The following is a 22,837-nucleotide window of genomic DNA, read 5'->3' as shown; positions in this document are numbered from 1 at the left end:
AATCCCTCCCTCATGGAAGCGCGCCCCCGGCTTTCGTGGCCTCGGGGACGGCCGGCGCCAAAGCGCCCGTGCAACGAGCATACAAGCTCGCCGCGGCCTCGCGTCGCGCGCGTGGCACATCTTTCCGCGCGACGTAGGCGAGCGTCATCCGCTCGGCGGTCGGCCGATCGTCGAGCGCGCAGGCCGTGACCAGGCGCAGGCGCTCGGCCTCGGCCGCGACCCGGCCGATCCCGAGGCGGCGACCGAGCGCGCGATCGAGCCGCCGGGCGGCCTCGGCGAAATCGCCGCTGCCCACGTAGCTGCGCGCGAGCAGGTAGTCGGGCAGACCGTCGTCCGTCGCGCTCGCGGCCCAGGCGCCGAGCTCCTCGGCGGCGCGAATCTTGTCGGGCCCGCGGCCCGTCGTACCCACGAGCAGGGCGACGATCGCGTCCTTGCCGCGCGGGTTTTGCGTGGCTTCGAGCTTCACGTCGAGGGTGCGGAGCGGGTCCTCTTCGACGGTGCGGGACATGACCTCGCGATATTGCACCATCGCCCGCTCGTGATCGCCCTCCGCGAGCGCGAGGTCGCCGAGCTCCTCCAGGGCGCGATCGCGGACGTGCCGGGGAAAACGCGCCTCGTCGGCGATCACCTGGAGCTCGGCCTTGCCTGCGTCTGGCTTGCCGAGACGAACGAGGGCGCGGGCGATGGAGACGCGCGCGCCGCTCTCGCCCGGATCGAGCGCGAGGACTTCACGGAGCGCCTCGATCACGCCCTCGTCGTCGCCGCGGGCCTTCTGCTCCTCGGCGCGCTTGCGGCAGGCGTCGACCACGTGCGGGCACCGCCGGCCGAAGATCCCGGGCCGCTCGAAGCGCGCGCGCGCCTGGGCCGCCGCCGCCTCGGGCAGCACCACGCGGTCGAGGTCCTCGTGAAACGACCGCTCGAGCTCGTCCCAGCTCGCGCCCGTGATCTCCGGCAGCGATCCTCCGCCGTACCACGCGCGCACCGCCGCCGCGCCGTACCGTTCCTTGACGAACCCCACGAACGCGCCGCTCGCTGTGTATGCGACGCTGGAGTTTTCCCCGAGAAACCCGAGCGCGAAGAGGCGCGAGAGCTTCGGGAGCTTGCCGAGGTCCTTCATGGCCTTGGCCCACTCGCGGGCCGAGAGCGCGCCCTCGTGCGGCGAGGTCGCGACGGCGATGCCCTCGATGAGGCCGGGGTTCGGCAAGAGGCCGCCGAGGCTGCCGGCGATGCGGAAGGGGCCTCGACCGAACGATCCGGCCATCACGTGCGCGATCTCGTGGCCGAGCACGGGGTGCGGATAGCCGTTCTGCTGGACGTAGACTTCGTTCCGCCAGGGCTTGGCGATGTAGGTGTCGGCCGCGCCCATGAGCGCGCCTTTTTGCGTGGGATCGGCGAACAAGTACGCCGTGATCTTGGCGGGCCCCTTCGTCTCCAGCCACGCCTCCTGCGCGACGACGTGCGCAGAGCAGTCCCGCGCGAAACGCAGCGCGTCCTCGCGGGGCATGCCGCGCGGGTAGACGACGTCGCAACGCTCGCTCTCCACCCTGCCGCCGAGCGTCTCGGCGATGCTCGTGGGCGTGTGCCAGTGCCCGAGGCGATGACCAAAGAGCGTCATCCCGAGGCTCGCCGTCGCCGCGAACACGCCGAGCACGATCGCGCCCGGCTGGCTTTTCGAGCGGCGCGCGAGCTTGCCTTCCTCCGTACGCGTGAGGTGCGACGCGAGCACGGCGCCCGCGAGCAACGTCGCGGCCGAGCCCGCCCGGTACGCGTAGAGCCCCGAGGCGTCGATGACCGTGTCGTAGAGGCTGCCGCTGAAGTAGCCGACGAACGGGTCGTACGCGAAGACCATCGGGCTCGTGTAGAACCGGACGAGCGAGACTCCCACGGACACGAGCGGCGCCGCGAGCGCGAGCAGCACCGCGCAGAGCCGCCGCCGCTTCACGCGCCCCGCGATCTCGCCTGCCGCCGCGCCCCACGCCCCCGCGAGCAGCGCGCCGACCCCGGGGCCGAGGGCAAACAGGACCGAGCCGGAGAGCGGATCACAGAACCCCGCGCGCAGGCCGTGGACGATCGTCACGAGCCACGCGGCGCCCACGAACATCGCGCCCCGCGCGAGGCCCGAGGCGAACGCGTCGAACGGCGCCGGTCGCGCCTCGCTCGCCGAAAGCGCCGTCGTGATCGCCGCGGCGCTCGGCACGACGAGGCCCGCGGCGAGCGCGCTCTCGTAGCCGGGCCCGTCGAAGAGCGGCAGAAACCCGATCGCGCCCACGAGCAGCACGACCGCCCCGATGCCGATCGAGGACGGCCGCGCGCTCGCCAGTCGTTTCAGGTTCACGCTCACGCCAGGGGCGGCGGCGGCGTGCTCACGGACGTTTGTCGCGGGGGTTCGAGCACGAGCGGGAGGATCTCATCCATCGCGTTGACGAGCGTCACCTTGACCTCGTCGAGGATGTCCTGCGGCACGTCTTCGAGATCCTTGCGGTTCTTCGCCGGGATGATGACGTGCTTGATGCCGGCGCGGTGCGCGGCGAGCAGCTTCTCCTTCACGCCGCCCACGCTCATGATGCGGCCGCGCAGCGAGATCTCGCCCGTCATCGCGATGTCCGAGCGCACCGGGCAGCCGAGCAGGAGCGAGCAGACCGCGGTGAACATCGTCACGCCCGCGCTCGGCCCGTCCTTGGGCGTGCCGTGCTTCGGGATGTGCACGTGCAGGTCGATGTTCTTCAGCCACTCGGGATCGAGGTGCAGCTCGCCGGCCTTGCTGCGGACGAAGGAGACGGCCGTCGTGGCGGACTCCTGCATCACGTTCTTCATGTTGCCGGTCAGCACGACGTTGCCCTTGCCGGGCATCTTCGTGGCCTCGATGAAGAGGATCTCGCCGCCCGTCGGCGTCCACGCGAGGCCCGTCGCCACGCCCGGCTCGAGGTTGCGCTCGGCGATCTCCGGGCGATGCTTGTGCGGCCCGAGGACCTTCTCGACGTGCTCGGGCGAGACGACCTCCAGCACCGCGTTGCCCTCGGCGAGCTTGACCGCCGTGGCCCGACAGACCGCCGCGATCTCGCGCTCGAGCCCGCGCACGCCGGCCTCGCGCGTGTAGTGGTCGATGAGCGTGGCGATGCCGGGCTCGGTGAACTCGAGCCGCTCGTCCGTGAGGCCGTGCGCCGAGAGCTGCTTCGGCACGAGGAACTCGCGCGCGATGCCGAGTTTGTCCGTGCGCGTGTAGCCCGGGACCTCGATGACCTCCATGCGGTCGAAGAGCGCAGGCGGGATCGTCTCGCGGTTGTTCGCCGTGGCCAGGAACATCACCTGCGACAGGTCGAACGGCATGTCGAGGTAGTGATCCTGGAACGTCGAGTTCTGCTCGGGATCCAGCACCTCCAGAAGCGCCGCCGCCGGATCGCCGCGCAGATCGACGCCCATCTTGTCGACCTCGTCGAGGACGAGCACCGGGTTCTTCGTGCCCGCCTTCTTCAGCGCCTGCAGGATGCGGCCCGGCAAGGCGCCGACGTACGTGCGGCGGTGACCACGGACCTCGGCCTCGTCGCGCACGCCGCCGAGCGCGATGCGCTCGTACTGGCGGCCCATCGCGCGGGCGATCGAGCGGCCGAGCGAGGTCTTGCCGACGCCGGGCGGCCCGATGAAGAGCAGGATTGGCCCCTTCTTGTCGGCCCGGAGCTGCCGGATCGCAGCGTACTCGACAATGCGCTTCTTCACCTTTTCGAGGCCCATGTGGTCCTCGTCGAGGCAACGCCGCACCTCCTGCACGCTGATGCGATCGACCGTCGTCTTCGACCACGGCAAGTCCGCGATCCACTCGACGTACGTCCGCGTGACGTTGTACTCGGCCGACTGCTGCGCCATCGAGCGCATGCGGCCGAGCTGCTTCTTCACGACCTTCTCGACCTCGGGCGGGACCTTCGCGCGGCGCACCCGCTCGCGAAGCTCCTCGATCTCGTCGTCCTCGCCCGCCTCGCCGAGCTCCTCGCGGATGCTCTTCATCTGCTGGCGCAGGATGTACTCGCGCTGGCTCTTGCCCATCTCCTCCTGGACCATGGAGGAGATCTCCTTCTTCACGCGCAGCACTTCGAGCTGGCGGCCCACCATCGCGAGCACGAGCCGCACGCGGGCCTTCACGTCGAAGGCTTCGAGGATCTCCTGCTTGTCGCCGACGGACGCCTGCGCCTGCGGGAAGTTCGAGGCGATGAGATCGGCGAGCGCGCCGGGCTCGCGCACGTTGTCGAGGATGCCCGCCGTGTCGCGCGGCAGGTTCGGCATGAGCTGCAGGACCTCGCGCGTGGCTTCGCGCAGGCCCGTGCCGAGCGCGTCGAGCTCGACGTCGCGGACGAGCGACTCGGGGATGCGCTCGATCTTCGCGCGCATGTACGGCTCGAGCGCGACGATGTTCTTCACGCGGAAGCGGCCGAGCCCGTTCAGGACGACGGAGTAGTTGCTCGGTCCGAGGCGGATCACCTTCACGACCCGCGCGATGGTGCCGACCGTGTAGAGCTCCTTGAAGGTCGGCTCGTCGATCTCGGGCGAACGCTGGCTGATCACGCCGACGAGGGCCCGCTCGCGGCCGAGGAGGTCCTCGACGAGCCGGACACTGCGGGGACGCCCGACGTTGATCGGGACCACCGACATCGGAAACAAGACGGAATTCCGCAGCGGGAGGATCGGGACGCTATCCTCACCCGAGGAAGAGGGTGGTCGAGAGGGGGGCGCGCCGTTCGAGGCCATACGCGCGACACCCTAGTACATTTTTTGCGGACCCGCTCGTAACGCGCAGGGCCCGCGCGGGCCGCGTCAGAAGTCGCGAATTTTCCAGAGCCCGTGCTCGCGAACGAGGGCGACCGTACCGCCGGCGCCGTAGGACATCGACGCGCTGTCGCCGGTCTCCTCGATGACGGCCGTCGGAAGCGCGGTGCGGATGGCCTGGGCGATCCGGTTGATCTGGTCCTTCTGCGGGCCTTCCCAGGCCGCGCGGAGCTTCTCCGCCGTGAGCTCCGTGCCGGTCGTCTTCGGCGCGGGCGCGTCGGCCTTTCCGGCCGGCGGGGCCGCCTCGGGCGTCGCGGCGGGCGCGGGCTCCTCGCCGAGGGTGATGCCTTCTTTTTCGGCGTCGGGGACGTAGCGAAGGACGACGTCGTAACGCTTGCGCTCGAAGGCCCGCAAGAAGCCCGCGAGCGCCTGGCGCGGCGTGGCCTGGCTGTAGAGGTCGATCGCGGCGGCGTCGATGCGCCATTTGCCGTCTTCGTAGACGAGGAGCAGCTCGTCGCCGTTCGGCAAGCTCACGGTGGCCGTGACGAGCGGATCACTCGCGGGGCGCGAGACGGCGCGGGCGATCTCGATGACCTCGTCCGGGCTCTCCTTCACGGCGCGGCGAAACGCTTCGAGCGACATCGAGCGCTTCGCGTCGTCGGAGAGCAGGCGATAGGCCTCGTCGACGTGGCCTTCTTCGAGGGCGCGGGCGTAGGCGCGGAGCGTGTCGCTGGGCCCTTGCTGGACGAGGGTGCTCGAGCTGCAGGCCGTGCCGAGGAGCGCGAGGGCGACGAACCAGGCGGAGAGCTTCACGAGGCGGGCATAACACATCCTGGGCGCAGGAGCTTCGCCATGGGCGCGCGGGGCCGCTACGATGGCCGCCATGCCGCGTGCTAGCCGGGTCGAACGCGTGACCCACGAGACCCGCATCGCCGTCGAGGTCGATCTGGACGGGACCGGAAAAAGCCGCATCACGACGCCGCTGCCGTTCCTCTCGCACATGCTCGATCAGATCGCGCGCCACGGGCTCTTCGACCTGAGCGTGGAGGCCCAGGGCGACGTGGAGATCGACGGGCACCACACGACCGAGGATCTCGGGATCGTGCTCGGCTCGGCCGTCGCGCAGGCGCTCGGGGACAAGGCCGGGATCACGCGTTACGGCGAGGCGACGTTGCCGATGGACGAGGCGCTCGTGACGTGCGCGCTCGATCTCTCGGGTCGTCCGTATTTCGTGTTCCGCGTGCCCCTGCCGAAGGCGAAGGTCGGGACGTTCGACGTGGAGCTCGTCCCGGTGTTCTTCGAGGCCTTCGCCCGGTCGGCCCAGTGCAACTTGCACCTCAAAATGCAGGAGGGCGAGAACCTGCACCACATCATCGAGATCAGCTTCAAGGCCTTCGCGAAGGCGCTGATGCGGGCGACGCGGATCGATCCGCGCGTGGCCGGCGTGCCGTCGACGAAGGGGAGCCTCTAGCCATGGCGCGGATCGTCGTCGTGGATCTCGGGATGGGCAACCTGCGCAGCGTGGAGCGGGCGATCACGCGCGCGGCCGAGGATCGCGGCGTGGCGAGCGAGGTCGTCCGCAGCGGGCGGGCGGAGGACGTGCTCGGCGCGGACAAGATCGTGGTGCCCGGGCAAGGCGCGTTCCGCGATTGCGCGACCGCGCTCGCGGGCGAGCTCGGGGAGGCGCTGCGGGAGGCCATTCGTCGAGGCAAACCCTATCTCGGCATTTGCTTGGGGCTGCAGGCGCTGTTCGCGTCGAGCGAGGAGGCGCCGGGGGCCGCGGGGCTCGGCGTGTTTCGCGGCGCCGTGCGAAGGCTCGATCCAGGCGCGGGCGCGGGCGCGGTGAAGATCCCGCACATCGGGTGGAATCGGCTTGAGATGACGCGAACGCCCGAGGGCGCGCTCGGCGCGTGGGGCGCGGAGGCGCCGCACGTGTACTTCGTGCACAGCTATCACGCGGTGCCGGAGGACCCGTCGATCGTCGTGGCGACGGTGACGCACGGGCCGAACGTGGTCACGGCGGCGGTCGCGCGGGACAACGTGACGGCCGTGCAATTCCACCCCGAGAAGAGCCAGGGCGCGGGGCTCGTGCTGCTCGGGGCGTTCGTCGCGGCGTAACGATTAGCGCTCGAAGAACAGGGCGGTGAGGCGCGGATAGAGCTTCCGGACGCCGGGGACACTCGCGGCCACGGACGAGAGCACGTCCCAGTGATCGCGGTGGTAGACGACGACGCCGCTCTCCGCGCGGAACTCGCTCACGCCCGGGGCCGTGATCGTGAGGCCGAGGCGGCTCTCGATCGTCGCGGTCCACGAGAGCATGAAATGGGGCTCCTCGCCGACGAGCGCGAGGTCGTCGAAGCGCATTTCCCGGAGGCGCTTGAAGAGGTTCTCGTTGATGCGGAGGAAGCGGTCCTTGCCCGTGACGTCGTTGAAAGGATCCACGAAGCGGACGTCGGGCGCGTAGAGCGCGTCGAGGTCCACGAGGATCTTCTCGCGGCGAATGTGGTAGGTGGCGAAGAGCGTGAGGATGCGCTCGGGCAGCGTGGGCATGCTGCCCGATATACCATTTCAACTCACGCGATGATCTCGGTGAGCATGCCCTTCGGCAGCTCGGGGTCGCCGAAATCGTCGAGCGGGCCTCCCGCGGCGTTCTTGCAGCCGAGGGCGGCGCCGATCGTGCCGAGGAGGCGGCCGTTGTGAACGCCGTTCACGTCGACGTACTGGCCCGTCTTCAGGTAGCCGTTCGCGCCGCCCACGAGGACGTACGGGACGTCGGTGTACGAGTGGTACTTGTTGCCGAGATCGTTCAGCCAGACCGCGACGCCGAAATCGAGGAGCGATCCGGAGCCGAGATCGTAGGCCGCGAGTTTGTCGAGCAGGTACTTGAACATCCGCGCGTGGATGCGGTCGATCTCGTGGTGGAGCAGGTACGCGCCCTCGATCGGCGGGCCCTCGGAGCCGTCGCTGTCGATGCGGTGCGAGATCTTGTGGAAGCTCTTTTGCCGGACGCCGTTGATGTAATACTCGGTGCTGTCGTTGCCGTCGCCGATCTGGATCGTCGCGGCGCGCGTCGTGCCGCACGCCATCGCGAGCGCGATGATGTCCATCTGCATCCGCGCGACCTTCTCCAGGTTGTCGTTCGCGCGTGCGTCCGGGCTCATCACCTCCATCGCCGCGACCTCTTCCTTCGTGAGCGCGCACTGGAGCCCGACCTCGAGGTCCCGGATCGACTGGAAATGCAGGTCCAATCGATCCCGGTCGGCCTTGCCGAGCTCCTTGCGCGACATGAGCGATTGCATCTGCTCACGCACGAGATCGTTCACGCTCTTGCGTTGCGCGGCGAGCCGCTTCAGGACCTCGGGGTCGAGGTCCGAGAGGCCAAAGAGCGCCTTGTAGGCGTTGATCGGGTTGTGCTCGGCCGCGCGGATGACCTTCGCGTCGCGGTACGAGAGCACCTCATTGATGTAGCCGGCCTTCTTGCCCGCATACAACGTGAGGGGCTCGACGCCCGGCGCGTTGAGCTCGCGCGCGATGCGGTTGTCGATCGACTCGCCCATCGCGAGCGACTCGTTGCCGACCGGGTCCGTCGAGACCTTCTGCGCCGTGAGGCACTGGTTGCCGCCGCCGGAGTGGCCGCAGCCGTTGCCCGGGAACGCGAAGTTGATGCCCTTCACCAGGAGGAGGCGCGAGGCATATTCGCTCAGCTCGCTGACCGCACGATCACTCTCGGCCTTCATCGACTCGGTCGTGAGCGCGCCCGTCTGGCTCGGCCAGAACATCTCCGGCTCGTCGTTGGTCTGCTGCACGACGCCGTTCGCCTGGCGCATGAAGATCGCGAACGGAGGGACGTCGCCCGCGCCGGCCTCGGCCTTGCGCGGCGAGAAGCTCTCGAGGAACGGGAGCGCGAGGGAGACGCCGAAGAGACCTCGAAGCAAATGACGGCGATTCATTGCGCGACCTCCACAGGGCGGCGGGTCGAGAAGGCGTCGGAGGAGACGAGCTCGAGCAGGAGCTCCTTGACGGACATGCCGGTGCGCGAGGCCTCGCCGAGCTTCGCGATGAACTTGGCGTCCTCGACCTCGGCATCCCTGCCGTAGGCGAACTCGAGCCAGTTCTTCGCGAAGCACTCGTTCGCCTCGCGGCTCTCCGCGAGCAGTTGGCTCCACGTGAGGGCGTCGCTGAAGCTCGCCATCCCGCCGCCGAGCGGATAGGCGTCCGCGGCGTCGACCGGGAAGCCGTTGTCCTCGGCCCGGTACCGGCCGATCGCGTCGTAGTTCTCGAACGCGAAGCCGGCCGGGTTGATGAGCGTGCCGTGGCACGAGGCGCCGCACGTGCCCTTGCCCGTGTGGCTGGCGACGATCTCGCGCGTCGTCTTGCCCTCGACGGGCGGCAGCGGCGGGACGTTGTTCGGCGGCGGCGGCAAACGCGCGCAGAGGACACGCAGGTTCACGAAGACGCCGCGGTGGATCGGGTCGGACGCGCGGGCCGTGCCGTTCGCCGCGAGGAAGCCGGCGCGGGTGAGAATGCCGCTTCGTTTTTCCGCGTCGAGCTCGACCTTGCCGAACTCGGCGCCGTTCGGCGCGTCGACCTCGTAGATGCCCGCGAGCCTGTCGTTCACGAACGCGGTGCGCGAGGTGAGCAGCGCGGTCAGGCCACCTTCCTGCTCGAAGACCACGTCCTCGACGAAGAGCTCGGCCTCGCGGACGAGGTCTTTCCCGATCTCGGGGACGAACTCGGGGAAGACGGCGGGATCCTTGTAGAGATCCTCGAACTTCCGGAAGTCGAAGAGCTGGCGGTGGAACGCGAGGACGACGTCGCGCGCCTGCGGATCCGCGAGCATGCGCTCGGCATGGGTGCGCAGGCCCTCCTGCGTGTCGAGTTCGCCCGCTGCGGCAGCCTCGAAGAGCACGTCGTCGGGCATCGTGTTCCAGAGGAGGTACGAGAGCCGCGCGGCGCGCTCGTAGGGGCCGAGCGGGATGAGGCCGTCGGGGCGCGGGGTGCGCGTGCCCTCGACGCGATAGATGAAATGCGGCGACTGGAAGAGGGCCGAGAGGACGTGCTCGACGCCGGCGAGGAAGGGGTCGCCGTCGATGAGGCTCGGGGCCTCGTTGAAGAGCGCGACGAGCTGGTTGATTTCCGGGGCCGTGAGGGGCCGGCGATACGCGCGCTTGCCGACGGCCTCGATGAAGGCGCGGGCGCGGGCCTCGTTCCCTTGTCCCTCATCGGCCGGCACGAGCGCGTCGACCTTCGCGGGATCCGAGACGACCAGGGACGCGAGCTCCTCGGCGGCGCGCTGGTAATCGGCCCACAGGTTCGGCGTGACCGAAAGGACGGCCTCGTTGTTGTCGAAGACGCCGCCGAGCGGGTCCCCGGTAAACGACGCCGAGAATCCCGGGGGCGCATCGAGGCGCAATACGTCGCGCACCGAGTTTTCCCACTGCGCGTGGGTCAAGCGCGGGAAGGCGCTGCGCTCGGGTATCGATTGAACGGCTGCTTGATCCTCCGACGAGCCGCCGATCGTCCCGACGCACGCGGGCGAGAGACAAGCGAGGACGAGCGCTCCGGCGCGCAGGAGCGTCGGAATGCGGCGCATGACGGAGGAAGGGGCGCTAAGAATCTCCATGCCGGCCACCTCCAGGGCTTTGGCAACCCCGGTGGTATGCCGGGCCTCCACGGGCGTCAACGCGCAAGCACGGCGTCCGAACCCAGGATCCGCCGATTCTCTTGGAGCACACACGAATTTCGCAATGGCAAAGGATTTTGCTGCCGAGGACGTCCTTGCGGAGGTCTTTACCCCCGGGCGCGGGCCCCTGTAGGCTCACGCCGTGCTTTTGATGAACGCGGTGCCGCGAAGGGCGGCGAATCGCTCGCGATCCACGCGAACGGCGGCGTGGGCCTTCGCGCTGGTGACGCGCCTCGTGGCGCCCCTCCTCGGCTTCGTGGCCGCGAGCGCGCCGGCCTCGGCCTCGGCCGCGGAGCCTGCGGCGAAGAAGATCTTGGCCGTGCACGTGGAGGGCCCGGACGCAGGCTCGGTGCGCGGGGACATCGAGGCCGTGCTCCCCGATCGGATCGTCGTCGCCACGACGAAGGAGTTTTCCGCAGCGCTGCGCAAGGCGGGCCAGTCGAAGCCGCTCGGCGCCGCGATGACGAACACGAAGCAACGTGATCGGCTCGTGCCTCGCGTGCAGCAAGCGGCGTCGATCCTCGGCGCGGGCGCGGTGCTCGTGGGCATCGTGCAGAAGGCGCGCGGCGAGACGCGCGTGCACCTCGTGTGGGTGAACGCCGAGGACGACGCGACGCCGGTGGACACGGCGGTCTCGCTGAAGGGCTCCGAGGACGAACGGAGGAAGGCGATCACCGCGGCGATCACGAGCGCGGTCGAGACGTACGCGCCGCCGCCGCCGCCCGAGCCGAAGGACACGGAAGCGCCTCCGCCGGCCGAGACGAAGCCGAAGGAGGAGGAGCCTCCGGCGCGGGTGCGGCATCAGGCGGGCTCGTCGATCGTGTCGGCGGAGGTCGGCTTCGAGATCGGCGGGCGCGTGTTCACGTACTCGGACGGGATCTCAGGGAACCTGCGGCGCTACGACGTGTACGGCGCGCCCGTGGGAGCCGTGTCGGTCGAGGTGTTCCCGGCGGCGATGACGACGGTGCCGGTGCTGCGGGATCTCGGGCTCTCGCTCGGGTATGCACGCGCGTTCGGGTTGCAATCCGCGACGGAGGGCGGCGAGCCGGTGGACACGGTCTACCAGCGGGTCACGGCCGCGCTGAAGTACCGGATCCCGATCTCGCGGCCGACGGGGCCGGTGATCGGCGTGCTCGGCGGGGTCCGTTGGCAGCAGTTCCAGATCGACGCGCCCGGCGACCTCGGCAAACAGGTGGCGAACGTGGACTACCTGGCGATCCGCGCGGGCGTCGACGGGTGGATCCCTGTCGGGCCGGTCGCGGTGCTCCTCGGGTTCGAGTGGCTCGAGCCGCTCACGACGGGCGCGGTGTACGAGCGGTTCACGGGCGCGAAGGTGCATGGAATCACGACGGCGGCGGGGCTCGCCGTGCGCTTCGAGTCGGGGCTGCAGATCCGGCTCACGGGCCACTACGATCGGTTCTTCTCGGACTTCGATCCCGTGCTCGGCGACGCGTTCGTGGCGGGCGGCGCGCTCGATCAGTTCTTCGGCGTCCGGCTCGGCCTGGCTTACATGGATTGAGGACACGATGATGAACGCGCGCTTCTTCCGTATCTGCGCCGCGGCGCTCTCCGCCCCCTTCGTCGTCGCGCTCGCGGCTGGTTGTCCGGGTACGCTGACCGAGGAGGAGAAGGCGATCTTCCAGGGCGGCGGGGCCTGCCCGGATGTGCCTGTGATGCTCGCGGCGAAATGCGGCACGGCGAACTGCCATGCGGCGGGCACGACGACGGTGGACCTGGCCTCGCCGAACCTCGAGTCGCGGCTCGTGAGCGTCGCGGGGACCGAGTCTTGCGGGAGCGTGATCCTGGCGAACCCGATCGATGCGGCGGGCAGCCTGATCTACGCGAAGCTCGTGGATCCGCCGCCGTGCGGGCTGAAGATGCCGCTCGGCGGCTCGATGACCGATCTCGAGATCAACTGCGTGAAGCTCTGGATCGAGAGCCTCGATCCGCAGGCGGGCCCGGGCTCCGGCGGCGCCGGTGGCATGGGCGGCGCCGGTGGCATGGGCGGCGCCGGTGGCATGGGCGGCGCCGGTGGCATGGGCGGGACGTAACACACGCGCGCACGCGATCTGGAGACGCCCGCGCGCGACTTGAAGGCGCGTGCACGTGACGAAACACACGTGCGCACGCGACTTGGAGACGCGTGCACGCGCCTTCGAGACGCGCGTTCGTGATGATGGACACGTGCGCACGCGCCTTCGAGGCGTGTGCGCACGACTTGGAGACGTGTGCACGCGACCTGGAGACGTGTGCACGCGACCTGAAAACGCGTGCACGCGACCTGGAGACGCGTGCACGCGACCTGGAGACGTGTGCACGCGACCTGAAAACGCGTGCACGCGACCTGAAAACGCGTGCACGCGACCTGGAGACGTGTGCACGCGACCTGGAGACGCGTGCACGCGACCTGAAGACGCGTGTTCGTGATGAGGAACACGCGCGCACGCGCCTTCGAGACGCGTGCACGCGACCTGGAGACGTGTGCACGCGACCTGGAGACGCGCGCTCACGCCCAGGCCTCGGCCTCTAGGACAGCACCTTCGCGGCGGGCCGTCGGATCAGGACGAACGGCTGCACGATGGCCGCGAGGAAACGCGTGCTCGCGTCGAGCGACCAGCGCGTGAGATCCTCGGTGGTGGGCTTCTGGAGCTTCCCTGCGCGGATCCACGCGTCGACGGTGGGCACGTCGTTCTTCGCGAGGGCCACGCCGACGTCGAGCAGATCGAGCGCGTCGTCGACGATGATGACGGCGCCCCGCGCGATGTGCGCGCGGAGGTCGCTCCAGTGGACGTCTCCGAGGGTCTCGGCGATTCGTTCCCGCATGATGCGCGAGAGCCTAGCTTTTCCTCGGGCTGGTTCCATCGTAGGCCTCGGCTCGTGATGTGGATCCTCCCTGCGATCGATCTCTTCGAGGGCAAGGCGGTCCGCCTGCATCAAGGGCGGTACGACGCTGTCACCATCTACGACGCGGATCCCGTGGGCCTCGCGGCACGGCTCAAGGGCAAGGTCGACGCGCTTCACGTGGTCGATCTGGAGGGCGCGCGGGAAGGTCGGCCCGTGCAGAAGGAGCTCGTCCGCGCGGTCGTGCAGGCGTTCGGGCCGGGGGTGGAGGTCGGCGGTGGGGTGCGCTCGGCCGAGACGGCGGAGGCGTATCTCGCGCTCGGGGCGGACAAGGTCGTGCTCGGGACGGCCGCGATCCAGGATCTCGGGATGGTCCGCGCGCTCGCGACGGCGCACCCGGGGCGCGTGGTCGTCGCGCTCGATGCGAAGGACGGGTTCGTCGCGGTGGAGGGGTGGGTGCGGACGTCGACCCGCACGGCGCTCGACGTCGCGCGTGATCTCGCGGGCGCGCCCGTGGCAGCGCTGCTCTACACGGACGTGGCGCGGGACGGCACGCAGGTGGGGCCGAACGTCACGGCGACGGCGGCGCTCGCCGAGAGGGGAGGGTTTCCCGTGATCGCGTCGGGCGGCGTGGGCAGCCTCGAGCACATTCGCGCGCTCGCGCGTGTCCCGGGCGTGTCCGCCGCGATCGTGGGGCGCGCGCTCTATGAGCGCGTTTTCACGCTGGAAGAGGCCCTCGCGGCGGCGGCCTCCGTTCCCTGACGCACCCGGTTCGGGAGGTGAAACGCCGCGCGCGCCCTTTTCCCGCGGCGATCATCGTGTACCCTGCGCGCCGTGGCCGACCGAGCATCTCCGCCGCGCCCTCCCTCGGGTGATCCCGGGGAAGACTTCCTCTTCCACCTGTATCGTGGTGGCGAACTCCTGCAGGACAACCGCGTCGTGGAGGCGCGGGTCGAGCTGGAGCAGGCGCTCGAGCTCTCGCCCGCGGATCCGAAGGGCCAGGACCTGCTCGGCGTCGTCTACTTCCGGCTCGGCCTCTACCCGCGGGCCATCGCCATCTACGAGAAGCTCGTCCAGGCCTACCCGGAGTCCCTCGAGCCGCGCGTGAACCTCGCGCTCTGCTTCTTGAAGACGGGGCAACCCGCGCGGGCGCGGCAGGAGCTCGAACGGGTGGTCGCGCAACAAGCGGGGCACCAGCGCGCGTGGGGGTACCTCGGCCTCGCGCATCAGGCGCTCGGCGACGCGGATCGCGCGCTCCACGCGTTCACGCGCGGCGGTCACGAGGCGATGGCGCGTCGGATCATGGACGCGACGGGGATGACGCTGAACGGGCAACGCAAGCCCTCGCTCCCGCCGGGATCGTTCCAGGAGATCGATCGCACGATGGACCTCACGCCGTCGAGCGCGCTGCCGCAGTCGATCTCGGCGGGCTGGGACGCGCTCCTCGCCGCCGCGGATGCGGGGCCGCCGCGCGCCACGCCGGCCGCGACCACGACGGCGACCCACGCGGCGAAGTCCGACTCGCCGCCGCGCGGCCCGCTCTCGCCGACCGATCTCGGCCGGCGCCACACGCTCACGTTCCCCGCGGAGGGGAAGATCGCGGCGCACCCGGGCGGCGTCTTGCTCGTCGCGGCGACGAGCGGGTTTGCCGTGCGGCCCTCGCTCGTCCGCTCGATGGCCTACACGAGCGGCCCGCGCCACAAGCCGATGATGCGGAGGATGCGCGGGAAGTCGCTGGAGGAGCCGCTCGGCGGCGAGGGCGACGGGCTCGTCGAGCTCGAAGGGCGCGGGGATCTCGTCCTCACGCCGCCGCCGGAGCACGAGCTCGTGCCGATCAGCCTGGAAGAAGAGCCGCTTTACCTGCGCGAGGATCTGCTCGGTGGCTTCGAAGGGGCGATGAGCTACGAGAACGGCCGCATGCCTGTGGGGGACGGCGAGGCGGTCGGGATGGTGCAGCTTCGCGGCCCGGGGACGCTCGTGGCGCGGCTCAAGGGGCCGATGCTCGCGCTCGACGTCCGCGAGGGCAAGAGCACGGCGCTGCATGCGCCGAGCGTCCTCGGCTGGATGGGGCGCGTGATTCCGCGGGCGCTCCCGCCGAGCGAGGCGCCGGCCGGGGTGAAGAGTTTGGTCGTCTTCTCGGGCGAGGGCACGGTGCTGCTCCATGGTCGCTAGCGGCTCGAAGGTGGACAAGGCGTCGCTCCGGAAGATCAAGGCGGCGCGGCGCAAGACGCTCTGGGAGGACGCGCGGAACGTCCCGAACCTCCTGACGTTCGCCCGGATCATCATGATCCCGGTCGTGCTCATCCTGCTCGGGCGCGGCAGCCCGCACGACTGCTTCTGGGCCGCGGGGGTCTACGCGCTCGCGGCGATCACGGACATGCTCGATGGCTGGCTCGCGCGGCGGCAAGGCCTCGTCAGCGTGCTCGGCAAGTTCCTCGATCCGCTCGCGGACAAACTCATCGTCACGGGCACGCTGGTCTGGCTCGTCCCGATGGGGCGCATCTCGGCGTGGGCGGTGGTGCTCTTGATCTCGCGCGAGATCACGATCACGGCCCTGCGCTCGATCGCCTCGTCCGAGGGCATCATCATCGCCGCGGGCGAGGGCGGCAAGACGAAGACGGCGCTGCAGATGATCGGGATCGTGTGCCTGATCCTCGGCTACCCCTACGGGTTCACGATCGGCATCTTCGACTTCGGGGTCGTCGATCTGGTGCACGTCGGGCGGCTCTTGATCTACACGTCGCTCGTCTTTTCGCTCTGGAGCGCGGGCCGGTACATGAGCCTCTTCGTGGATGCGATCGACGCGAAGAACAAGGCGGCGTACGAGGGACCGGAGCAGGCGCGGGAAAAATGATAAGAGAGCCGGCGTGATTTCACGCCGTATCTTCCCGGGGTTCGTCCTGGTCACGCTCGCCGCGGGCCTCGCCTTCGCCGCGTGTTCGAACCAGAGCGTCGGTCAGGCTTGCAGCATCGACAACAACAACAGCGACTGCGAGGACGGCCTCGTATGCGTGTCGAAGACCGAGCTACTCGGGTCCTCGGACATCTGCTGCCCGCCGACGGGCAGTGACGAGCCCGCGTGCACGCCCGGGGCGCTCACCGGCGGCGTCGGCGGCGCAGGCGGCGCGGGCGGAGGCACCGGAGGCACCGGCGGTACGGGCGGCATGGCCAGCGGCACCGGCGGCACCGGAGGTACGGGCGGCACCGGCGGCATGGGCGGCGCCGGAGGCACGGGCGGGATGGGCGGCGCCGGGGGCAGCGGAGGCTGAGTCCCCGCGCGTGCCGACGTGACCGAACCTCAGGTTTCGCCGTTCGCCCCGGGTGATCTCGATACGCTGGCGGGCGCGCCGGGGCCGATCCGCGTGGGGGGCCGCGTCCTCGACGTCGTGGGCGACGAGATCGTCCTCGCCGACGCGTTCGCGCGCGTGACGATCACGCTCGCGGAGGGCTCCCTCGCGCCGGCGGATCTCGCGATCGTCGAGGCCTCGTTCGTCGCGGGGAAGCTCGCCGGGGGCCGCGTGATCGAGCGGCACACGCCGCACACGCCGAACGTCTCGCGGGGCGCGGCGAGCGAGGCGCCGGAGACGGAGACCGAGCGTCTCGTGTTTCGCGGCGTGGGGCGCGCGCTCCGGGCACGTGCGGAGGCGCTCGCCGAGGTGCGATCGTTCTTCGTGCGCCGGGGGTTTCTGGAGGTCGAGACGCCCTCGATGGTCCCCTGCCCCGGCCTCGATTTGCACCTCGATGCGTTCGGAGTGGAGGGTAGTCCCGAAGGTCGCCCGCTCTGGCTCATCACGTCGCCCGAGTACCAGATGAAGCGCCTGCTCGCGGGCGGCGTGCCGCGTTGTTTTCAGCTCGCGCGGTGTTATCGCCGCGGCGAGATCGGCAGCCGCCACAACCCCGAGTTCACGATGCTCGAGTGGTACCGCGCGTTCGCGTCGATGGACGCGGTCGTCGCGGACACGGAGGAGCTCGTCCGGTCGGTCGTCTCGAAGCTCGCGGGGACACACGTGATCGAGGTCGAGGGGACACGCGTGGATCTCGCGGCGCCGTTCGAGCGGATCTCCGTCGGCGAGGCGTTCGCGCGCTACGCGGGCACGAGCGCGGACGAGGCGATCACGATGGCGAGCGAGGACGAGGACCGCTTCTTTCGGCTGCTCGTCGAGCACATCGAGCCGAGCCTCGCGCGCCTCGGCCGGCCGGTCTTCCTCGTGGAGTACCCGGCCCCGTTCGCGTCGCTCGCGCGCCTCTGCCCGAACGATCCGCGTGTCGCCGAGCGCTTCGAGCTCTACGTGGGCAGCGTGGAGGTGTGCAACGGCTTCGGCGAGCTGACGGATCCGGTCGAGCAGCGCGAGCGCTTCGAACGGGATCAGGCGCAGCGGCGCGCCGAGGGCAAACCCGTGTATCCGATCGACGAGCGTTTCCTCGCGGCGCTGGCGGAGGGCATGCCGCCCGCGGCCGGCAACGCGCTCGGGATCGATCGGCTGATCGCGCTCGGCCTCGGCGCGCGCGCGATCGGCGACGTCACGGCCTTCCCGTACGCCTGGTTGTGAAGACGTCCGCGCCGAGCCAAGAGGCGCTCGCCGCCCTCGAAGGCAAATACGCCGAGATCGCGGCGCTCCGGCGCGCCCGGGATCGCGGCGAGCCCCTACCCGCACGGGCCGTGTTCAAGGCGCTCGCCGAGCGCTTCCCGGGCGCGCTGCACGAGCTCGACACGTTGCCGCTCGACGTCGTCGACGCGCGCCTCGCCGCGCTCCGGGCGGCCCGCGCGGGCGGCGCGATCGAGCCGTGGATGGCGTGGATGGCGAGCTACCACGCGCTCCTCCGCGCGGGCCTGCATCTCCGGATCCGCACGACGAAGGACCGCGCGCGTGGCCACGAACGGGCGAGCGAGCTCGCGGCGGACGCCTCGGCGCACGCGGGCATCACGATCGACGTGACGTTCGTGCACGCCGCGCTTCGGCCGCCCAAAGGCCGGCTCGTCGGCGTCGTGTACACGCGCCTCGAAGCCCTCTTCGACGAGCCGGCCGCGTCGATCCGCGCGACGCTCTTCCCGCGGCTCCGGGATCGCTCCGCCCCGGAGACCTCGGGCGACGACGAGGCGTGATAGCCTCGGCGCGATGAGCGAGCCGGCCGAGAACCTCTACGCTGCTCCCGAGGCGACCGCTCCGCCGAAGCCACGCGGCAAGACGCTCGCGGACAGCCGGATCCTCCGCTTCGTCTTCTTCGGCTTGATGTACTTCGCGCAGGGGATCCCCTGGGGCTTTCTCGCGGGCGGCTACCGCGTCTTCCTGATCGATCGCGGGCTCAGCAACGAGGCGCTCGGCACGGTCATGGGGATCGCCTACCTGCCCTGGAGCTTCAAGGTCTTCCTCGGGCCGCTGCTCGATCGGTACCGCGGCGGCCGGTTCGGCCGGCGGCGCCCGTTCATCCTCCTCGCCGAGCTCCTGATGGGGCTGCCGCTGCTCGCGCTCGCCGCCGCGGATCCGAACCGACTCGGCGTGATCAACGTGCTCTTGTTCGTCCACAACTCGTTCGCCGCGCTCCAGGACGTGGCGTCGGACGGGCTCGCGGTGGACATCCTGCCGGCCGACGAGACCGGGCGCGCCAACAGCATCATGTGGGCCGCGAAGATCATCGGCGTCGCGATCGGCGCCGGCGGCGCGAAGCTCGCGAAGCACATCGGATGGGAAGCCACGTTCGTCGCGATGGCCCTGCCGGTGTGGGTGATCATGCTGGCGCCGCTGCTCGTGCGGGAGCGACCTCGCAGCGAGGGCGCCGAGCTCGCGCCGGAGGGCAAGCGGCTGAACGTGAAGGAGCTCGTCCGGACGCTGCGGTTCTGGCCGGGGCTCGGGGGGTTCGTCATCGGCTTCTGCGCGCCGGCCGGGTTCGCGCTCGTCGGCACCTTCACGACGCGCCTCTACCGCAAGGACCTCGGGCTCTCCGAGGAGGCGCTCTGGGCGCTCAGCACCTTCGACGCGCCCGCGGGCGTCGTGGGCTCGCTCGTCGGGGGCGCGCTCGCGGATCGCTTCGGCAAGCGGAGCATCATGGCCGTGAGCATGCTCCTCATCGGGCTCGTGATGGCGACCTTCGCGGCGCACCCAGAGCTCTGGCCGCGGTTCGGCTTCCTCGTCGCGTACCAGGTGGCGCACCAGTTCGCGTACTGCATGTACAGCGCGGCGACGCTCGGCTTCTTCATGACGATCTCGAACCCGGCGCTCGGCGCGACCCATTTCACGGCCTACATGGCCATGACGAACCTCTGCTACTCGTTCACGGCGTGGTACGGCGGATGGTTGGCGGATCGCATGGGGTATTCGCGCGCGATCCTCATCGCCGCATTCGTCCAGGTCGTGGCGATCCCGCTCTTGCTCCTCTGCGATCCCAAGAAGGCCGAGGCTTACTTCCGCGGCGAAAAAGACGCGCAGACTGCAACGCCGGCGTGAGTTCCGCGGCGCGCGTTTTCCCGTCGAGAGCACACTCGGCGAACAATTCCCACGTCACGTGAACGGACACATTTCGTAACGATTCGGTCGTTGCGGCGAGGCATTCGCCGGCCTACATCGATGCCTCACGCAGGACGGACAATCGTTCGAGGTGAAACGAATGCGTAGACGATGGACGTGGCTGTGCGCCGCGACGCTCTCCGGAGCCGCGCTCGCGGCCGGGTGCGGCGGAGCGGACGAGGATCTCGGGCTCAGCTCGGGCCCAGGCGTCGGGGGCGGCGCAGGACAAGGCGGCGCGGGACAGGGCGGAGCCGCGCAAGGCGGCGCGGGGCAAGGCGGCGGCGGGCCCACGGGCCCCGTCGATCTGCGCGCCGACGTGAACCGCAACGGCACGATCGATTTCGACGATCCCACGGAGGATCAAGGCGAGGACACGTGGGACGCCGCGCACGGCGCGATCTTCCTCGCCAACATCGACGACGATGAGGACCAGTGCCCCGCGGGCGGTCAGAACGACGCGCAGCTCATCGGGTGCAACGACGCCGCCGATACGGTGGTGAACGGCGAGGAGGATCTCGCCGACCTCGCGCGGATCGTGGCCGCGCCGTGGCCGGCGGCCTACGCCGACGCCACGGGCACGATCACGGTGAGCGCGCCGGAGCAGGTGCGGCTCTTCCGGAAGACGGCCGTCGGCGCGTTCGAGTTCTTCGATCCCGCGACGAAGCTCGGCCAGGCGGATCTCGCGGCCGGTGTCGAGCTGGCGATCGAGGCGCGCGACATCACGCGCGATACGGCCGTGTGGGACGGGTTCGTCGACGTCTCGCTGACAGTGACGGGCACCGATCCCTCGGGCGCGCCGATGCCGGAGGAGAAGGACACCGTGCGGCTCCGCGTGGCGCCGGTGCTCTTCCGCCACCACCTCCACCCGGCGCGCACGATCTACGCAGCGAACGTCCAGGGAGAGGCCTCGTCGACCGCGTTCCGCAACGACCTGAAGGCGGCCATGCAGACCGCAGGTCTCGCCGAGCCGCTCTACGAGTACGCGAACTCGGATCAGTGGACGCAGGACTACTTCGAGACCGCGTACACCTCGATGCCCGGCGCGGGCGGCAAGCAACACGTGATGCACGTGAACGTGCGCTCGGCGAACCACACGGGCAGCCTGCGCAGCGCCGGGCGGATCGTGTTCGCGCTCCGCGGCAAGGACGTCGGCGCCCTCGCGCAGTTCGATCCGCAGCACTCGAACGGGATGGATTCGCTGAACTCGTTCGGGAACCTGGAGACCGTGCCGCCCTACACCCACGACGGGAAGAGCTACCCGAACGGGCGGGTGCTGCGCGGCTCGACGCCCACGTACTACCCGGACAAGAGCTTCGATCGCATGGTGAGCGCGCAGAACGCGCAGCCCATCATCAACATCAGCACGGAGTGGCTGCTGGTCGGGCACGTCGACGAGACGACGACGTTCGTCAAAGCCAACACGCCGCGCGGCTGGGCGCTCGGCCTGAACGACGCGGGGCTCGCGAAGTCGATGCTCGAGGAAGCGAAGGCGGCCGGCCACGGCAGCGTGCGCATGTTCATCGGCAAATACTGGTGGGGGAACTCGCCCGCGGAGGTCACGATCGACGAGGTGCTGAACGACCCCGACGTGATGAACGAGAGCGCGTCGTCCGCGGTCGAGGTCGCTGAGCAGCTCGAGGTGCTGAAGCAGGAGACGGGCATCACGGACGCCGAGATCATCCGCATCCCGTTCTTGCATCAGCCGGCGCAGGGCTACTCGGTCGCCTACCAGCCGGGCACGGTGAACGGCATCTACCTCTCGGACACGGTCTTCGGCCCGCCGAAGCCACACGGCCCGAACATCAACGGCCAGGACATCTTCGAGGCGCAGCTCGTCGAGGCGTTCAAGCCCTACGGCATCACGGTGAGCTTCATCGAGAACTGGAACCTTTATCACCGCAACGACGGAGAGGTGCATTGCGGGTCGAACACGACGCGGGTCGTGCCGGAAGCGAACCCCTGGTGGGAAGGTGCTCTATGAAGGCAAAGCGTATCCTGGGGATCAGCCTGGTCGCCGCAGGTCTCGTGCTCTCGGCGTTCACGGGTGCGGCGAACGCGGCCGATGGCGTGTGGATCGGGCCGGAGCGGCTCGCCGCGCAGGATCGGGCGACGCTCGTCCAGGCGATCAACGTCGCGCGCCGCGAGAACCCAGCCGCCTTCGACACGCTCGCGCGGCTGCGAGAAGACATGCCCACGCTCGACGCACAGAAGCGCGGTCGCTACGTGCCAGTCGCAGCCATCCTGAAGGGCCTCGGCAAGGACGCGCTCCTGCCGATGCTGAACGAGCTCGCGATCGAGGCGAAGCCCCGCGGCGACATGTCCGACGACGCATGGCACGCATGGCGCGTGGGCCTCGTGGAAGCCGTGGGCTCGCTCCGAGACGGCCGCGCCGCGCCGGTGCTCTTCGCGATCATCGACACGACCGAGATGCACACGGATCTCGTGCGTGCCGCGGCCTCGGCGCTCGGGAAGCTGGGCACGGACGCCGCCGCGCAGAAGCTCGTGGCCCTAGCGAAAAAAGAAGGCCCGAAGCAGAAGGGCGTGCTCGCAGGGATGGGCGACTGCCGAAGGCTCGTGGTAGCCGAGGCGCTCGCCTCCACGCTGCTCGCGCACCCGGACGCAGAGACCGCGATCCTCGTGGCCCGATCCCTCGGCGACGTAGGCTCGGCCTGGGCCTGGAAGACGCCCATCATCGCAGCAAGCGGTGAAGAAGCCGTCGTACGCGCGACCGCAGCACGGGCCCTCGTGGCCTCGTACCTGCGCTACGAAGGCGACGCACGCGTGGCCATCACGAAAGCCGTGCTGATGGTGGATCACGCATCAACGCCGGACCTCGCGGAGGCCGCAAAGCGCGGCGCTCGCCCAGGGGATCAAGCAGCACTCGACGCGCTGGTCGAGCGGTTCCGGAACAGCCCGCTCCGGCGCTGAACGACCCCTGGGGCCGCTGCGCTGGGGCGTTGCCCCAGACCCCACCCGGGGCTGTCCGCCCCGGGACCCGGACCAGGCACGGCCTGGACCGAGGGTGGAAGAACTGCGCTCCGCGCAGTTCTTCCAC

At 70.0% G+C, this 22,837-nt stretch carries 20 protein-coding genes; 13 read left to right on the top strand and 7 right to left on the bottom strand.

The features are described 5' to 3' along the window. Nucleotides 1-10: 10 nt before the first annotated feature. The 3 genes from E8A74_RS33540 to E8A74_RS33530 all read right to left on the bottom strand — a co-directional run bounded on the left by E8A74_RS33540 (nucleotide 11) and on the right by E8A74_RS33530 (nucleotide 5,568). Nucleotides 11-2,335: a tetratricopeptide repeat protein gene (locus tag E8A74_RS33540; protein WP_136933199.1), complete on the bottom strand. Its 2,325-nt coding sequence runs from the start codon at nucleotides 2,333-2,335 to the stop codon at nucleotides 11-13. Nucleotides 2,336-2,337: 2 nt separating this feature from the next. Further along, nucleotides 2,338-4,737, bottom strand: coding sequence for an endopeptidase La (gene lon, locus E8A74_RS33535; RefSeq protein ID WP_136933198.1), 2,400 nt, complete (start codon nucleotides 4,735-4,737; stop codon nucleotides 2,338-2,340). Nucleotides 4,738-4,803: 66 nt separating this feature from the next. After that, nucleotides 4,804-5,568 carry a hypothetical protein gene (locus tag E8A74_RS33530; RefSeq protein ID WP_136933197.1) on the bottom strand — a complete coding sequence of 255 codons (765 nt, stop codon included), beginning with the start codon at nucleotides 5,566-5,568 and terminating at the stop codon, nucleotides 4,804-4,806. A gap of 70 nt (nucleotides 5,569-5,638) precedes the next feature. Between E8A74_RS33530 and hisB the strand changes: the two genes are divergently transcribed. Then, entirely contained in the window at nucleotides 5,639-6,226 is a 588-nt protein-coding gene (hisB, locus tag E8A74_RS33525) for an imidazoleglycerol-phosphate dehydratase HisB (protein ID WP_136933196.1), read from the top strand. Between the two features lie 2 nt (nucleotides 6,227-6,228). Continuing rightward, on the top strand, nucleotides 6,229-6,873 hold the full coding sequence (hisH, locus tag E8A74_RS33520) for an imidazole glycerol phosphate synthase subunit HisH (RefSeq protein ID WP_136933195.1): 645 nt from the start codon (nucleotides 6,229-6,231) through the stop codon (nucleotides 6,871-6,873). Between the two features lie 3 nt (nucleotides 6,874-6,876). On the opposite strand, the gene E8A74_RS33515 is transcribed toward hisH, so the two are convergent. From E8A74_RS33515 to E8A74_RS33505, 3 genes are read right to left on the bottom strand one after another with little or no spacing between them, the layout of a single operon-like run. Next, nucleotides 6,877-7,305 (bottom strand): nuclear transport factor 2 family protein, encoded by a 429-nt coding sequence (locus E8A74_RS33515; protein WP_136933194.1) that lies wholly within the window; start codon nucleotides 7,303-7,305, stop codon nucleotides 6,877-6,879. 23 nt (nucleotides 7,306-7,328) lie between these two features. After that, nucleotides 7,329-8,705: a DUF1552 domain-containing protein gene (locus tag E8A74_RS33510; protein ID WP_136933193.1), complete on the bottom strand. Its 1,377-nt coding sequence runs from the start codon at nucleotides 8,703-8,705 to the stop codon at nucleotides 7,329-7,331. Further along, nucleotides 8,702-10,378 (bottom strand): DUF1592 domain-containing protein, encoded by a 1,677-nt coding sequence (locus E8A74_RS33505; protein ID WP_136933192.1) that lies wholly within the window; start codon nucleotides 10,376-10,378, stop codon nucleotides 8,702-8,704. Before E8A74_RS33505 ends, E8A74_RS33510 begins: the two co-directional genes overlap by 4 nt. A 202-nt stretch (nucleotides 10,379-10,580) precedes the next feature. On the opposite strand from E8A74_RS33505, the gene E8A74_RS33500 reads away from it, so the two are divergent. Both E8A74_RS33500 and E8A74_RS52975 read left to right on the top strand, forming a co-directional pair. Beyond that, complete coding sequence (locus tag E8A74_RS33500; protein WP_136933191.1) at nucleotides 10,581-11,957, top strand: hypothetical protein; 1,377 nt, start codon at nucleotides 10,581-10,583, stop codon at nucleotides 11,955-11,957. Between the two features lie 7 nt (nucleotides 11,958-11,964). Beyond that, the gene (locus E8A74_RS52975) at nucleotides 11,965-12,489 is read left to right on the top strand and encodes a hypothetical protein (protein WP_170229567.1); all 525 of its coding nucleotides are present in this window, start codon (nucleotides 11,965-11,967) and stop codon (nucleotides 12,487-12,489) included. 475 nt (nucleotides 12,490-12,964) lie between these two features. On the opposite strand, the gene E8A74_RS33490 is transcribed toward E8A74_RS52975, so the two are convergent. After that, complete coding sequence (locus E8A74_RS33490; protein ID WP_136933190.1) at nucleotides 12,965-13,261, bottom strand: DUF2288 domain-containing protein; 297 nt, start codon at nucleotides 13,259-13,261, stop codon at nucleotides 12,965-12,967. A gap of 57 nt (nucleotides 13,262-13,318) precedes the next feature. On the opposite strand from E8A74_RS33490, the gene E8A74_RS33485 reads away from it, so the two are divergent. The 9 genes from E8A74_RS33485 (at nucleotide 13,319) to E8A74_RS33445 (ending at nucleotide 22,710) form a co-directional block, all read left to right on the top strand. Beyond that, nucleotides 13,319-14,041 carry a HisA/HisF-related TIM barrel protein gene (locus E8A74_RS33485; protein WP_136933253.1) on the top strand — a complete coding sequence of 241 codons (723 nt, stop codon included), beginning with the start codon at nucleotides 13,319-13,321 and terminating at the stop codon, nucleotides 14,039-14,041. Between the two features lie 72 nt (nucleotides 14,042-14,113). Next, nucleotides 14,114-15,451: a tetratricopeptide repeat protein gene (locus tag E8A74_RS33480; RefSeq protein WP_136933189.1), complete on the top strand. Its 1,338-nt coding sequence runs from the start codon at nucleotides 14,114-14,116 to the stop codon at nucleotides 15,449-15,451. Further along, nucleotides 15,441-16,133, top strand: coding sequence for a CDP-diacylglycerol--glycerol-3-phosphate 3-phosphatidyltransferase (gene pgsA, locus E8A74_RS33475; RefSeq protein WP_136933188.1), 693 nt, complete (start codon nucleotides 15,441-15,443; stop codon nucleotides 16,131-16,133). Before E8A74_RS33480 ends, pgsA begins: the two co-directional genes overlap by 11 nt. A gap of 13 nt (nucleotides 16,134-16,146) precedes the next feature. After that, entirely contained in the window at nucleotides 16,147-16,548 is a 402-nt protein-coding gene (locus tag E8A74_RS33470) for a hypothetical protein (protein WP_136933187.1), read from the top strand. A gap of 18 nt (nucleotides 16,549-16,566) precedes the next feature. Beyond that, the gene (gene epmA / locus E8A74_RS33465; protein ID WP_211365504.1) at nucleotides 16,567-17,829 is read left to right on the top strand and encodes an EF-P lysine aminoacylase EpmA; all 1,263 of its coding nucleotides are present in this window, start codon (nucleotides 16,567-16,569) and stop codon (nucleotides 17,827-17,829) included. Continuing rightward, entirely contained in the window at nucleotides 17,826-18,383 is a 558-nt protein-coding gene (locus E8A74_RS33460; protein WP_136933186.1) for a hypothetical protein, read from the top strand. The genes epmA and E8A74_RS33460 overlap by 4 nt, the downstream gene beginning before the upstream one ends. A gap of 13 nt (nucleotides 18,384-18,396) precedes the next feature. Next, on the top strand, nucleotides 18,397-19,722 hold the full coding sequence (locus E8A74_RS33455; RefSeq protein ID WP_136933185.1) for an MFS transporter: 1,326 nt from the start codon (nucleotides 18,397-18,399) through the stop codon (nucleotides 19,720-19,722). A gap of 160 nt (nucleotides 19,723-19,882) precedes the next feature. Further along, nucleotides 19,883-21,763 (top strand): protein-arginine deiminase family protein, encoded by a 1,881-nt coding sequence (locus E8A74_RS33450; RefSeq protein ID WP_136933184.1) that lies wholly within the window; start codon nucleotides 19,883-19,885, stop codon nucleotides 21,761-21,763. Next, nucleotides 21,760-22,710 (top strand): HEAT repeat domain-containing protein, encoded by a 951-nt coding sequence (locus E8A74_RS33445; protein WP_136933183.1) that lies wholly within the window; start codon nucleotides 21,760-21,762, stop codon nucleotides 22,708-22,710. Before E8A74_RS33450 ends, E8A74_RS33445 begins: the two co-directional genes overlap by 4 nt. The last annotated feature ends 127 nt before the right edge of the window (nucleotides 22,711-22,837 follow it).

It is taken from the genome of Polyangium fumosum (assembly GCF_005144585.1).
Lineage (GTDB): Bacteria > Myxococcota_A > Polyangia > Polyangiales > Polyangiaceae > Polyangium > Polyangium fumosum.
Note: the sequence above shows the minus strand (reverse complement) of the source record. Positions and strands in the feature narration are given on the sequence as shown.